This is a genomic window from Isoptericola maris, assembly GCF_048065335.1.
Lineage (GTDB): Bacteria > Actinomycetota > Actinomycetes > Actinomycetales > Cellulomonadaceae > Isoptericola > Isoptericola rhizosphaerae.
Map to the genome: position 1 here is coordinate 91,527 of NZ_JBLUNY010000011.1, position 13,240 is coordinate 104,766.

The following is a 13,240-nucleotide window of genomic DNA, read 5'->3' on the forward strand; positions in this document are numbered from 1 at the left end:
CCCACCCTCAGTGCGAGGACACGCCCTCGGGAGCCTCCGACTTGCGCAGGCGCGTGGCCAGCACGAGCGCACCGACGACGACGGCGGCCGCCACGGTGAACGCGAGCTGTGCGCCCCCGGTCGTGGCCTGCGCCTCGGTGGCACCGCCGTCGACCAGCGACACCTTGCGCAGCGTGAGCAGCGCGACGAAGAGCGCCGTGCCGGCGGCACCCGCGAGCTGCTGGACCGTCGTGATCGCGGCGGAGCCGTGCGAGTAGAGACCCGGACGGAGGCCGCCGAGCGCCGACGTGAAGGTCGGCGTGAAGATGAACGCCAGACCCAGGCTCAGGACGAGGTGGCCCACCACCACCGCCCAGAGCGGCGACGTCGGCGACAGGGACGCGAACAGGAGCATCGCGACACCGACGGCGGCGACCCCCGGGATCGCGAGCGGCCGCGGCCCGACGCGGTCGTAGAGCCGGCCGACGACCGGACCGAGCAGACCCATGAGCAGACCACCGGGCAGCATGAGCAGGCCGGCCGTCAGCGCGTCCAGGCCCATCCCGCGCTGGAGGACGAGCGGGAGCCCGATGATCATGCCGAACATCGCAATCATGCTGACCGCCATCACGGACAGCCCCACGGTGAAGCCCTGCGCACGGAACACCCGCAGGTCCAGCAGGGCGGAGTCGGTGCGCTGCAGCACGAGCTGGCGCCACACGAACAGTCCGAGGAACGCCGCGCCCGCGACCAGCGGGACGGCCGGCGAGACCGGAAGGTCGTGCTGCGCCGCCTCGCCGAGGGCCGAGAGGCCGTACACCAGCCCGCCGAACGCCACCGCCGCCACGAGCAGGGAGAGCGGGTCCAGACGGGTGCGCGCGCGGTCGGCGACGTCCCGGACCAGCAGCGCGCCGAGCAGCAGCGAGACCGCCGCGATCGGCAGGACGACCCAGAAGACCTCGCGCCACCCCAGGCCGGTGACGACGGCCCCGGAGACGGTGGGACCGAGCGCCGGGGCGACGGCGATCACCAGCGACACGTTGCCCATCACGCGCCCGCGACGGTGCGGCAGCACCGTGCTCATCACCGTCGTCATGAGCAGCGGCATCATGATCGCCGTGCCCGACGCCTGGACCACACGGGCCGCGACGAGCAGCCCGAACACCGGTGCGATCGCGGCGAGGAACGTGCCCGTCGTGAACAGGGACATCGCGAGGATGAAGGCGCCGCGGGTGCCCAGCCGCTGCAGGAGCCAGCCGGTGGACGGGATGACCACGGCCATCGTCAGGAGGAACCCGGTGGTGAGCCACTGCCCGGACGACTCCGGGATGTCGAACTCCTCCATCACCGCCGGCAGGGCCACACCCATGGTGGTCTCGTTGAGGATCACGACGAACGCCGAGACGAGCAGCAGGGCGATGACCCGGAAGTGCTCGGGTGCCAGCCCGTCGCCCGACCGGCCCGCGCTCCGCTCGGTGGGACCGGGCGCAGCCTCGGTGGTACGTACAGACATGTGTCCCTCTCCCGGTTCGTTGCTCCTTGCCGACCGCGGGCGACGCTGCGCACGGACTGACCCGTCAACTCAAGTCGTCACCAGGGTGCGGTATTCCCCTGCAGGGAGCGACCTGTTTTTCGCTCGGGACTCATCGGACGTCGTTCGGGCGCCGAAGGGGTGGTCAGTCGGTGGGCTCACCGCTCGGGATGTTGCGCACCACCAGCACGCAGGTGTCGTCCTCGCGCCTGCCGTCTGCGCACACCTCGACGATCGCGTCTCGGACGCCGGCCGCATCCATCCCCTGCTCGATCTCGCCGGCGCAGGTGGCGAGGTTCGCGAGCTGGGCGCGCAGCGGACGGTCCCGGCGCTCGACCAGCCCGTCCGTGAACAGGACGAGGACGTCCCCGGGATGCAGGAGGGCCTCGGCCTGCGGGACCTCCTCACCGATGATCGGTGCACCGATCGGGGTGGTGAGCGCGCCGTCCAGGAGTTCGACGCTCCCGTCGACGCGCAGCAGGAGCGGGGCCAGGTGGCCGGACCGCGTGTAGGTGATCCGGCGTGTGCCGTGGGCGTCGGGCGGGTCCACGAGGGCGAACACGCACGTCGCGATGTCCGCCATGCCCAGGCTGCGCACGAGGTCGTCCATCCCCGCGACGACCTCGGCCGGGCTCCGGCCGGACCAGGCCTCGGTGCGGATGACGGAACGCAGCTGGCCCATCGACGCAGCCGCCCGGACGTCGTGCCCGACGACGTCGCCCACCGTGACGGCGACGCGCCCGGTGGGCAGCGGCACCACGTCGTACCAGTCGCCGCCGACGTCCGTGCCGTCGGAGGCCGGGTCGTACAGCGCAGCGCAGTCCAGCCCTGGCGCGGCGACGATCTCCGGGAGCATGCTGCGCTGCAGCGTCAGGGCCGCCTGGTGCTCGCGGTGGTAGAGCCGGGCGTTGTCGAGCGCCAGCCCGGCTCGGGCTCCGAGCGCCACGATGTCGTGGAGGTCGTCACGGGAGAACGCGTCCTCGTCCTCGCTGACGACCACCAGCACACCGGTGTGGCGGTCGCGGCCGCGCAGCGGGACGACGAGGGCGGTCCCGAGGCCCAGTCGCTCCAGCGCCGCCAGCTCCTCCGGCGTGGTGCGGTCCTCCAGCGAGGCGACCTCGACAGGGAAGGGCGCCGGCACCTGGCTGTGGTGCGTCGACAGCACGTGCAGCACGGAGGGGGACTCCAGCACCCAGCGGTGCGAGCGTTCGAGCACCGCGATGTCCGCCGCCCGCTCCGGGTCGCGGGCCGCGCCGTGCACGAGCCGCGGCTCGCCGGTGCCGTCGGTGACCACGACGGCGCACCAGGTCCCGAAGTGCGGGGCCACGAGCTCGGGCAGGAGGGCGGCGCCCGAGTCCTCGTCGAAGAGGTCGACGAGCGCCTGCGTGATCGAGGCGAGCAGGCTGAGGCGCTGGTTCTCCCGGTTGACCTCGTCGAGCTCGAGGACGTGTCGTCGCTCGGCATGGACGCGCTCGGTCACGTCGGCCTGGATGCCGACGTGATGGGTGACCCGCCCTTCCTCGTCGTGCACGGGCGAGACGACCACCTGGTTCCAGAACGGAGTCCCGTCCTTGCGGTGGTTGAGCAGGGTCTCGCCCACGGCCTCGCCGGCCTCGATCGCCGTCCGGATGCGCGCGACGGCCCCGGGGTCGGTGCCGGGGCCCTGCAGGAACCGGCAGTTGCGCCCGAGCACCTCGTCCGCGCTGTAGCCCGTCACCTCGCAGAACGCAGGGTTCACCCAGACCAGCGGGTCGTCGGGCAGCGACGGATCGGAGATGGTGAAGCTCAGGTGGCTCGCGACGGCGGCCCGCATCTGCAGGCTGCCCGGCGATGAATCCGGCTCGGACGGCTCCCCGAGCCCGGCGAGCGGCAGCAGGACCAGGAGGGCCCGGTCGGCGAGTCGGTCCGGCGCACCGACGAGTGGTAGCCCGACCGCCCACGAGATCGCGTCGCCCCCACGCCGCGTCGACCGGACCGCGATCCCACGACCCTCGCGCAGCGCGGCCAGGATCGCCTCCGACGTGGACCGTGCGGTACCGAAGGCCGGCACGATGCCCGCGGCCGTGCACCAGGACCCGAACGACGAGGGGATGCCGAGGTCACCTGCCAGGCGGGCGGCGACCCGGTTGGCGTCGACCACCTCCTGCGTCGCCGTGTCCAGGAGCAGCACCGCGCCGCCCGTGGCGACCTGCGAGGGGTCGACGACGTCGGGGAGCACCGTCGTGCTCGGCGTCGTGCCGTCCGGCGACGACGTTTCGTTCAGCGTCATCGGTACCTCTCGTCCTGAAGCACCGGCGGCCGTTCTCTCGACCGTCCGGACGGCTATATCTTGCGATGTGCGCGGCGACCTGTCCACGTGCGCACGCTCACACCCCCGGCCCTGGAGGGTCAGCGCACCGCCGGTGAGTGACGAACGTCGAGATCAGCGGGGTCGCGGGCACCACGGAGCCACATCAGTGCCGCGACGGCGAGATAGGCGAGCGCCAGGAGGATGAAGAGCCCGCGCGACCAGCCGTCGTCGGGCACCGCGAACGCGGCCAGGACGGCGGCACCGACGAACGCCGCGTTGTAGAGCACGTCGTAGAACGCGAAGGCGCGGCCGCGGTAGTCGTCGTGCGTGTCCCGCTGGACGATCGTGTCGACGGCGATCTTCGCGCTCTGGGCGGCGAGGCCCAGCAGGCCGGCACCGATCAGGATCACGGTGCGCGACGGCGTGGTGGCCAGCAGGAGCTGCGACGCGGCGGCGAGCAGCAGCATGCAGACGATCCACCCCTGCGGGCCGGTGCGACGCGACAGCACCGGCGTGATCAGCACCGCGCAGGCGCCACCCGCGCCGGTGAGGGCGATGACGAGGGCGAAGTTGGCCAGGCCCGCCGAGGTGTTCCCCGGCTCGGCCAGCAGGTTGCGGGAGATGAGGATCGCCGCGATGAACACGACGCCGTAGAGGAACCGGTGTGCCGCCATGACGAGGAGCCCTTGCCCGGGCGTCCGTCGGGCGACGAGGTAGCGGGCGCCGTCGACCAGGCCGCGGGCGACCGCCGCGATCTCCGCCCCGAGCCGTCCACGGACCGGGTGCTCGGGCCCGAGCTGGTCGCGTCCCAGGCGCAGGGCCAGCAGGCCCGCGACGCCGAAGACGACGGCTGCGCAGACGAGCGCGGCGGCGTCGTGCATCCGGCCCGGCGGCAGACCCAGCCCGAGGACGAAGCCGACCCCGCCGCCGAGGAAGACCGCTCCGGCGCCCAGGGTGGGCGTCAGCGAGTTCGCGGTCAGGAGCAGAGGACCGTCGACGACGCGAGGCAGGCCGGCGCTCAGCGCAGCCAGCAGGAAGCGGTTGACGCTCAGGGCGGCCAGCCCGAGGACGATGACGGCGGCCTCTCCCGCGCCCGCCAGGCCGCCGGTCAGCATGACGGCCGCCATCGCACCGGTCAGGACGAGGCGCACCGCGTTGCCGACCGCCAGCACCTGCCGGCGCCGCCACCTGTCCAGCAGCACCCCCGCGAACGGGCCGACGACCGTGAACGGGGCGAGCATGACCGCGAACGCGCCGGCGACGCCCGCCGCCGTGCCCGCCCGCTCCGGGGAGAAGAAGAGCAGGGAGGCCAGACCGACCTGGAACATGCCGTCGCCGGCCTGCGAGACGAGCCGGACGGCGAAGAGCCGCCGGAATCCCGGCAGGCGCAGCAGAGCGCGCAGATCCTGCCAGGTCTCGGTGATGGCTCCCACGCTGGCCAGCCTTTCACGGCGCTGCCGAGGTAGTACGGGGCCCGCCGAAGTAGTACTACCTCGGCGGGCCCCGTACTACCTCGACGTCTGAGCTACTACCTCGCGATCGTCCTGCACTCGCACGCTCGCTCCGGACTATCGCTCGACCTGGATGGTCGCGATCGTCCTGCACTCGCACGCTCGCTCCGGACTATCGCTCGACCTGGATGGTCGCGATCGTCCTGCACTCGCACGCTCGCTCCGGACTATCGCTCGACCTGGATGGTCGCGATCGTCCTGCACTCGCACGCTCGCTCCGGACTATCGCTCCACGTCACCGCGGATGAAGGACTCCAGCTGGACGCGGCCCAGCGAGTCCTCCATCTGCACGGGCGGGGACTTCATGAAGTACGTCGAGGCCGACAGGATCGGTCCGCCGACGCCGCGGTCCTTCGCGATCTTCGCGGCACGGATGGCGTCGATGATGATGCCGGCCGAGTTGGGGGAGTCCCACACCTCGAGCTTGTACTCCAGGCTGATCGGGGCCTCGCCGAACGCGCGGCCTTCCAGGCGGACGTAGGCCCACTTGCGGTCGTCGAGCCAGGCCACGTAGTCCGACGGCCCGATGTGGACGTTGCGGTCCTCCGTCTTGCCACCGAGCGCGCCGGTGAGGTTGGAGGTCACGGCCTGGGTCTTGGAGACCTTCTTCGACTCGAGCCGGTCGCGCTGCAGCATGTTCTTGAAGTCCATGTTGCCGCCGACGTTGAGCTGGTAGGTGCGGTCCAGCACGACGCCGCGGTCCTCGAACAGCTTCGCGAGCACGCGGTGCGTGATCGTCGCGCCGACCTGCGACTTGATGTCGTCGCCGACGATGGGCACTCCGGCGTCCTCGAACTTCTTGGCCCACACGGGGTCGGAGGCGATGAACACCGGCAGGGCGTTGACGAAGCCGACACCCGCGTCGATGGCGCACTGCGCGTAGAACTTGTCCGCCTCCTCGGAGCCCACCGGCAGGTAGGAGACGAGGACGTCCACGCGGGCGTCCTTGAGCGCCTGCACGACGTCGACGGCCTCGCTGTCGGACTCGTCGATCGTGGCGGCGTAGTAGTCGCCGAGGCCGTCGAGCGTCGGGCCACGCTGGACGAGGACGCCCGTCGGTGGCACGTCGGCGATCTTGATGGTGTTGTTCTCCGAGGCGTGGATCGCCTCGGCCAGGTCGAAGCCGACCTTCTTCGCGTCGACGTCGAACGCCGCCGCGAACTCGAGGTCGCGCACGTGGTAGTCACCGAACTGCACGTGCATGAGACCCGGGACGGTGTCGGACGGGTCGGCGTCGCGGTAGTAGTGCACGCCCTGGACCAGGGACGATGCACAGTTTCCGACGCCGACGATGGCAACGCGGACGGAAGTCATCCTCGCTCCTTGTTTCTCGGGGCCGGGACGTCGTGCGTCCCGGCAGTCTTGTCGCGGCTGCTCGCGCGGTCGCGCTCGGTGGTGATGAGCCCGTCGAGCCAGCGCACCTCGCGCTCGACCTGCTCCAGCCCGTGCCGTTGCAGCTCGAGCGTGTACTCGTCGAGCCGTTCGCGGGTGCGGGCTGCGGACTCCCGGACCGCCTCCAACCGTTCGGTCAGCCGGGTGCGCCGGCCTTCGAGGATGCGGAGGCGGGTCTCGGCGTCCGTCTGCGCGAACAGCGCGAACCGGACGTCGAAGCTCTCGTCCTCCCAGGCCGCAGGGCCGGAGGAGGCAAGAGTGGTCTGGAGGTGCTCCTTGCCGTCGGCAGTGAGCCGGTACACGATACGCCCGCGGCGTCCGGTCAACGGCTTGGTGCCCGACGACGGACGTCCGGCGGCGCTCGTCGCGCCGGCGCGGGCGGTGGCCCGGGGGAGGGCCTCGGGGTCCGGCTCGACCGTCTCGATGAGGCCCCGGGCCACCAGCGACTTGAGCGCGGGGTAGAGGGTGCCGTACGAGAACGCCCGGAAGGACCCCAGGAGCAGGTTGAGTCGCTTGCGCAGCTCGTAACCGTGCAGCGGCGCGGAGCTGAGCAGGCCGAGGATGGCCGTCTCCAGGACGTTCGAGCGACTGCGCACCCTGCTGCCCTCCTCTGCTCCGTGCTGCACGGACCGGTCATGAATGATGACTCGTTGTATCGAGTCGATACATCGTGAGGATAGGACGTACCGACCGGTGCGAGCAACGGGACGCGCCTGTCCGCCGTCGGGCACAAGGTTGTGAAGGCACGGTGGAGCGCCGTGTGAGGGTCTGGGGACGGTCGGCGTGGAACTGCGTCAGACGCGGGTCAGCCTGGACAGTCCCTCGGGTCGATCCCCTAGTGTTCCCTGTGGTTCTTCATGCCCGTAGGGGCGGGACTTCTCCGAGGACCTCCGCAATCGAAAGGCTGGGACGTGGCGAGCAAGCGCAGACGTCGCTTCTGGAACTACCCGCGCCGGGGCAAGAACCTGGTGCAGCGGTGGCTGCCGTCGTGGCGTGTGGTCGTCGGCTGCATGCTCGGCGGCATCGCCCTGGGCGCCGGCGTGTTCTTCGCCGCGTGGACCTCCACGCAGATCCCGGCCAACCTCGACGACGTCGATCACCAGGCCACCACCGTCTACTACGGCAACGGCAAGGAGATCGGCTCCTACTCGACGATCAAGCGAGAGATCGTCGACTACGAGGCGCTGCCCGCCCACGTGGGCGACGCCGTCGTCGCCTCGGAGAACGAGTCGTTCTGGACCGACCCGGGCGTCGACATGAAGGGCATGGCGCGCGCGCTGTGGACCAACCTGACGAGCGACGGCGGCACGCAGGGCGGGTCCACGCTCACGCAGCAGTACGTGGAGCGGTACTACCTGGGCAGCACCACGGACGTGCTGGGCAAGGCGCAGGAGGCGATCATCGCGCTGAAGATCACTCGCGAGCAGTCCAAGGAGCTCGTGCTGGACCGGTACCTCAACACGATCTACTTCGGCCGCGGCGCGTACGGCGTGCAGGCGGCCTCGCAGGCGTACTTCGGCAAGGACGCCGCGGACCTGACCTACTCCGAGTCCGCGATGCTGGCCGGCATCATCCCCTCCCCGGTGAACTACGACCCGTCCGTGCAGCCCGAGGTGACCGAGAAGCGGTGGCAGCGCAGCATCAACCGCATGGCCGACCAGGGTTACATCACCGAGGAGGAGCGGCAGTCCGCCGAGTTCCCCGAGTTCCAGGAGAAGGAGGAGAACTCGAACAGCCTCGGCGGCCAGAAGGGCTACATCATGGCCGCGGTCAAGAAGGAGCTGCTGAACAACGGCATGACCGAGGAGGAGATCGAGACCAAGGGTCTGCAGATCTACACCACCATCAAGCCGAAGCTGCAGCGCGAGGCCCGCCAGATCGTCAAGGACATGCCCGACGACGCGAGCAAGAAGGTCCGCGCCTCGGTCGTCTCGATCGACCCGAGCACCGGTGCGATCGTCACGCTGTACGGCGGGAAGAACTACATCAAGCAGTCGCTCAACACGGCGACCGACGACACGGTGCAGGGCGGCTCGACGTTCAAGCCGTTCACGCTGATCGGCGCGCTCGAGGAGGGCCACGAGCTCAACGAGACGTTCGACGGCAACTCCCCGGGGCACCTGGACCCGCAAGACCCCTCGAAGGAGTGGCCGACGAACTTCGGCCTCCAGAGCTACGGCCAGATCGACCTGGTCAAGGCGACGGCGAACTCCGTCAACACCGCCTATGCGGCGCTGAACATCGAGGTTGGCCCGGAGAAGACGGCCGAGGTCGCCCACCGGCTGGGGATCCGGGACGAGACCGAGATCGAGGCCGTGCCGTCCAACGTGCTCGGCACGGCAGCCGTCTACCCGGTGGACCTCGCCTCGGCGTACGCGACCATCGCCGGCGGTGGCACCTACATCAAGCCGCACGTCGTCGAGCGGGTGGAGCACCGGGACGGGTCCCTGCGCTGGGAGCCCGACACGACGCCGGACAATCGCTTTGAGCGCGACGTGATCACCCACGCGACGTACGCCATGACCAAGGTGGTGGAAGAGGGCTCCGGCCGTGCCGCCCTGGAGCTCACCGGTCCCGACGGGACCCGCCGGCCGGTGGCCGGCAAGACCGGTACGTCGAACGACAACAAGACGGCCTGGTTCGCCGGCTTCACCCCGCAGCTCGCAACCGTGGTGAACGTCCGCCAGTACAAGAACGTGGACGTCGAGGAGGGCATCCTCGGCGGGACGGAGCCGATCGACGCCTTCGGTGGCTACGACGAGATCACCGGTAGCACCTGGCCCGCCGCGGCGTGGACCGACTTCATGCAGGTGGCGCTCGACGGCAAGGACATCGAGGAGTTCCCGGCCTACACACCGCCCCGGCCGTCGTTCTCGCCCAGCCCGTCGCCGAGCGAGTCGACGCCCGAGTGGGTCGAGCTGCCGGGCAACCTCGTCGGGATGAACATCTCGCAGGCGACGAGCCTGCTGCAGGGGATGGGCCTGAAGGTGGCGACGCAGGCTGCCAACGACAACGCCTCCAAGGGCACCGTCATCAGCGTCAACGCCGGCGGCGGCAAGATCCCGGCGGGCTCGACCATCACCCTCGTGGTGTCGACGGGCCAGCCTGTCGAACCGCAGCAGGTCGCCGTGCCGAACGTGGCGGGCCAGCCGCGGACCGCCGCCGAGCAGCAGCTCCGCAGAGTGGGGCTGTCGGCGAACACCGCGGAGGAGTACAGCAACGACGTGCCGGTCGGCAACGTCATCCGCACGGACCCCGGCGCCGGGGCCGAGGTGGCACCCGACTCGACCGTGACGATCGTCGTCTCGCGCGGCCCGGAGGGCGGCGAGGACGACGGTGGCGACGGCGGTGACGGTGGCGGCGGCAACGATGGCGGCGGTGGCGGCGGCAACGACGGCGGCGGTCCCGGCGACGGCGGTGGCGACGGTGGTGACGACGGCGGCGGTGGCGGCCTGTTCGGCTGACCGTGATGGACAGCACCGGCCCGTGAATTCCATCGGGGTGCCCGCACCGGGTACCCTGGTGGACTGGCCGTGCCACCCGGTGGCGCGGCCGACGCACGCAATAACCCTCCTGCCACGGACAGACCGTGGCCGTCGAGACCAGAGGAGGTGGGTTGAACACATGCGTCAGTACGAACTGATGGTGATCCTGGACCCGGAGGTCGAGGAGCGCACCGTAGCCCCGTCGCTCGAGAAGCTGCTGACGGTCGTCAAGACCGAGGGCGGCACCGTCGACAACGTGGACATCTGGGGCCGTCGCCGTATGGCCTACGAGATCAACAAGCGGGCCGAGGGCATCTACGCCGTCGTCGACTTCACGTCCACGCCGGACACCGCGAAGGAGCTGGACCGCCAGCTCGGCCTGAACGAGGCCGTGCTGCGCACCAAGATCCTGCGCCCCAGCGCTCGCTGAATCCGCTGAACCGAAACATTCTGCGCCCGTCCCGGCCCCCTGTGGGAGGCTCGTGATGGGATCTTCCCTGGAAGTCGAGTACAGCCGAATCTCGCGGACGAACGAAGGAGCTTGGCATGGCTGGTGAGACCGTCATCACGGTCGTCGGAAACCTGACCGCGGACCCGGAGCTGCGCTTCACCCCGTCGGGTGCTGCCGTTGCCAACTTCACGATCGCGTCCACGCCCCGCACGTTCGACCGGCAGTCGAACGAGTGGAAGGACGGGGAGGCGCTGTTCCTGCGCTGCTCCATCTGGCGTGAGGCCGCGGAGAACGTCGCCGAGTCGCTGACGAAGGGCATGCGCGTCATCGCGCAGGGCCGTCTGACGCAGCGGTCGTACGAGACCCGCGAGGGCGAGAAGCGCACCGTCGTCGAGCTGCAGGTGGACGAGATCGGCCCGGCCCTGAGGTTCGCCTCGGCCAAGGTCACTCGTGCCCAGCGCTCCGGTGGCGGTGGCGGCTTCGGCGGCGGCGGGGGCTACGGCGGCAACGCCGGTGGCCCCGGTGGCCAGCCCGGCGGCGGCCAGGGCGGCGGTTTCGGTTCCTCCGGCGGCGGTCAGCAGCAGAACGACCCCTGGGCCACGGCCGGCCCGGCGTCGTCCGGCGGCGGGTTCTCGGACGAGCCCCCGTTCTGATCGTCGCTCAACCCCCAGATCATCCCTGTCCCGGCGGTACGTACCGGCCGGGGCGATCCTGAGTAAGGAGCACTCACCATGGCCAAGCCTGTGGTGCGCAAGCCCAAGAAGAAGGCCAACCCGCTGAAGGCGGCGAAGGTCGAGACGGTGGACTACAAGGACACCGCCCTGCTGCGCAAGTTCATCTCCGACCGCGGCAAGATCCGCGCGCGTCGGGTCACCGGCGTCTCCGTCCAGGAGCAGCGCCAGATCGCCAAGGCCGTCAAGAACGCCCGCGAGATGGCACTCCTGCCGTACTCGTCGTCGGCCCGCTGACCGGAAAGGATCCAGATCATGGCAAAGCTGATCCTGACCCACGAGGTCACCGGTCTCGGTGAGCCCGGGGACGTCGTCGAGGTGAAGGACGGGTACGCCCGTAACTTCCTCATCCCGCGTTCGCTCGCCACGCCGTGGACCAAGGGCGCCGAGTCCCAGGTCTCGGCGATCCGCAAGGCCCGCAAGGCCCGCGAGATCTCCACGCGTGAGGACGCCGAGGCCGCTGCGGCCTCGATCCAGTCGAAGACCTACACGATCGAGGCGCACTCCGGCGAGTCCGGCCGTCTCTTCGGTGCGGTCACCACGGCCGACATCGCCGCTGCGGTGAAGTCCGCCGGTGGCCCGTCGGTCGACAAGCGCAAGATCGAGATCGGCCAGCCGATCAAGTCGACCGGTGTGCACACCGCGTCGATCCGCCTCCACCCCGAGGTGTCGGCCAAGATCGAGCTCGAGGTCGTCGCCGGCTGACGCCGGTTCCGGCCACCGAAGGCCCCGGTCCGCTCGTTCAGCGAGTGGACCGGGGCCTTCTGCGTGAGGCGGGGGAGCGCGTTCGGCACTTCGTGCTCTGTTCGGTAGTTCCAACTGCCGAACGCGGCACGAAGTACCGAATGAGGGGACGAGCCTGTGGACAGTCGGCACGGGCACCGTGCCTCGAGGCCAGGCTGGGAGCATGCCGTCCGAGATACTCGTCGCCCGTGAGCACCTGCCCACCGCGCTGCGCACCGCGCGCCGGGCGGGCGAGATCGAGCGGATCCGCCGTGGCGCGTACCGCGTGGTCCCCGACGACGGCAGCCGCGGACCGGACAGGTGGTCGGCCGCGCGCTGGCTTCAGGTCGACCGAGCGCGTGCCCTGGGGCGCCAGCTCCGGTCGGCGCACTGGTTCAGCCACCAGACGGCGGCGATGCTGCACGGCCTGCCCCTGTGGCGCCTGCCCTCGCAGACGCACGTGCTGCAGACCTATCGAGCGTCGTCGCGGGCGGCCCGGGACGTGCGCCGGCACTTCGTCGAGGGGCGCCCGGCCGACGGCTGCGAGGTGCTCGGCCTGCCGGTCACCACCCTGGAACGGACGGTGGCCGACTGTGCAACGACGCTGCCACCGCTCGACGCCCTGGTGGTCGCCGACGCCGCCGTGGCGCGGGGTCTCGACCGCGACCGGACGGCGGAGCTCGTCGCGTCGCGTGCTCGAGGCGGCCGGCGTGCGCTCCTCGTCCTCGAGCTGGCGGACCCCGGAGCCGAGAGCCCCTGGGAGTCGTGGTTGCGCTACGTGGCCCACTGGGCAGGGCTACCTCGCCCGCGGACGCAGGTGCCGGTGCGCACCGCGATCGGTCGGTTCCGGGTGGACCTGGGCTGGGAGGACCACCGGGTGCTCGCCGAGTTCGACGGCCTCGTGAAGTACCGGACCGGCGCGCTCGGCAAGGACCACGACCCGGACCGGGCGCGGATCGACGAGAAGCGCCGGTCCGATGCCATCACGGAGTCCACCGGCATCCAGCCGCTCCACGTGACATCCAAGGATGCACCGGACCCGCAAGGGGTGGCCGATCGTCTGCTGGCGCGCTTTCCCGCTGACGTCCGGCGCGCGGCACGGAAGAACCCGCTGCTGCCCAGACCGAGATGACTCCACCGTCGGGCC

11 protein-coding genes are annotated in these 13,240 nt (G+C 70.7%); 6 read left to right on the plus strand and 5 right to left on the minus strand.

The annotated features are described in order from the left end of the window. Positions 1 to 7: 7 nt before the first annotated feature. The 5 genes from ACH5HR_RS15050 to ACH5HR_RS15070 all read right to left on the minus strand — a co-directional run bounded on the left by ACH5HR_RS15050 (position 8) and on the right by ACH5HR_RS15070 (position 7,299). A complete protein-coding gene (locus ACH5HR_RS15050) occupies positions 8 to 1,492 on the minus strand; it encodes a DHA2 family efflux MFS transporter permease subunit (protein WP_402374925.1) in 1,485 nt (494 codons plus the stop codon). 163 nt (positions 1,493 to 1,655) lie between these two features. Continuing rightward, positions 1,656 to 3,779, minus strand: a complete 2,124-nt coding sequence (locus tag ACH5HR_RS15055; RefSeq protein ID WP_416478602.1) for a SpoIIE family protein phosphatase — start codon at positions 3,777 to 3,779, stop codon at positions 1,656 to 1,658. Between the two features lie 119 nt (positions 3,780 to 3,898). After that, on the minus strand, positions 3,899 to 5,233 hold the full coding sequence (locus tag ACH5HR_RS15060; RefSeq protein ID WP_416478603.1) for an MFS transporter: 1,335 nt from the start codon (positions 5,231 to 5,233) through the stop codon (positions 3,899 to 3,901). Between the two features lie 300 nt (positions 5,234 to 5,533). After that, a complete protein-coding gene (locus ACH5HR_RS15065; protein WP_402374931.1) occupies positions 5,534 to 6,625 on the minus strand; it encodes an inositol-3-phosphate synthase in 1,092 nt (363 codons plus the stop codon). Beyond that, positions 6,622 to 7,299 (minus strand): PadR family transcriptional regulator, encoded by a 678-nt coding sequence (locus tag ACH5HR_RS15070; RefSeq protein ID WP_416478605.1) that lies wholly within the window; start codon positions 7,297 to 7,299, stop codon positions 6,622 to 6,624. Before ACH5HR_RS15070 ends, ACH5HR_RS15065 begins: the two co-directional genes overlap by 4 nt. 315 nt (positions 7,300 to 7,614) lie before the next feature. Here ACH5HR_RS15070 and ACH5HR_RS15075 point away from each other — a divergent pair, with 315 nt between their 5' ends. From ACH5HR_RS15075 to ACH5HR_RS15100, 6 genes are all read left to right on the plus strand, one after another. Beyond that, positions 7,615 to 10,167, plus strand: coding sequence for a transglycosylase domain-containing protein (locus tag ACH5HR_RS15075; protein WP_416478607.1), 2,553 nt, complete (start codon positions 7,615 to 7,617; stop codon positions 10,165 to 10,167). Between the two features lie 160 nt (positions 10,168 to 10,327). Further along, a complete protein-coding gene (rpsF, locus tag ACH5HR_RS15080; protein WP_106265813.1) occupies positions 10,328 to 10,618 on the plus strand; it encodes a 30S ribosomal protein S6 in 291 nt (96 codons plus the stop codon). Positions 10,619 to 10,734: 116 nt separating this feature from the next. Beyond that, a complete protein-coding gene (locus tag ACH5HR_RS15085; protein WP_106265815.1) occupies positions 10,735 to 11,292 on the plus strand; it encodes a single-stranded DNA-binding protein in 558 nt (185 codons plus the stop codon). A 78-nt stretch (positions 11,293 to 11,370) separates the two neighbouring features. Next, positions 11,371 to 11,607: a 30S ribosomal protein S18 gene (gene rpsR / locus ACH5HR_RS15090; protein ID WP_106265817.1), complete on the plus strand. Its 237-nt coding sequence runs from the start codon at positions 11,371 to 11,373 to the stop codon at positions 11,605 to 11,607. An 18-nt stretch (positions 11,608 to 11,625) separates the two neighbouring features. After that, the gene (rplI, locus tag ACH5HR_RS15095; RefSeq protein WP_106265818.1) at positions 11,626 to 12,075 is read left to right on the plus strand and encodes a 50S ribosomal protein L9; all 450 of its coding nucleotides are present in this window, start codon (positions 11,626 to 11,628) and stop codon (positions 12,073 to 12,075) included. Between the two features lie 202 nt (positions 12,076 to 12,277). Next, complete coding sequence (locus tag ACH5HR_RS15100) at positions 12,278 to 13,225, plus strand: hypothetical protein (RefSeq protein ID WP_402374942.1); 948 nt, start codon at positions 12,278 to 12,280, stop codon at positions 13,223 to 13,225. Positions 13,226 to 13,240: the final 15 nt, after the last annotated feature.

Bases quoted from the DNA above. Each gene is read 5' to 3' on its own strand.
- ACH5HR_RS15085 (WP_106265815.1), top strand. From the start codon at position 10,735: ATGGCTGGTGAGACCGTCATCACGGTCGTCGGAAACCTGACCGCGGAC.
- ACH5HR_RS15050 (WP_402374925.1), bottom strand. From the start codon at position 1,492: ATGTCTGTACGTACCACCGAGGCTGCGCCCGGTCCCACCGAGCGGAGC.
- rpsF (WP_106265813.1), top strand. From the start codon at position 10,328: ATGCGTCAGTACGAACTGATGGTGATCCTGGACCCGGAGGTCGAGGAG.
- rpsR (WP_106265817.1), top strand. From the start codon at position 11,371: ATGGCCAAGCCTGTGGTGCGCAAGCCCAAGAAGAAGGCCAACCCGCTG.
- ACH5HR_RS15055 (WP_416478602.1), bottom strand. From the start codon at position 3,779: ATGACGCTGAACGAAACGTCGTCGCCGGACGGCACGACGCCGAGCACG.
- rplI (WP_106265818.1), top strand. From the start codon at position 11,626: ATGGCAAAGCTGATCCTGACCCACGAGGTCACCGGTCTCGGTGAGCCC.
- ACH5HR_RS15100 (WP_402374942.1), top strand. From the start codon at position 12,278: ATGCCGTCCGAGATACTCGTCGCCCGTGAGCACCTGCCCACCGCGCTG.
- ACH5HR_RS15065 (WP_402374931.1), bottom strand. From the start codon at position 6,625: ATGACTTCCGTCCGCGTTGCCATCGTCGGCGTCGGAAACTGTGCATCG.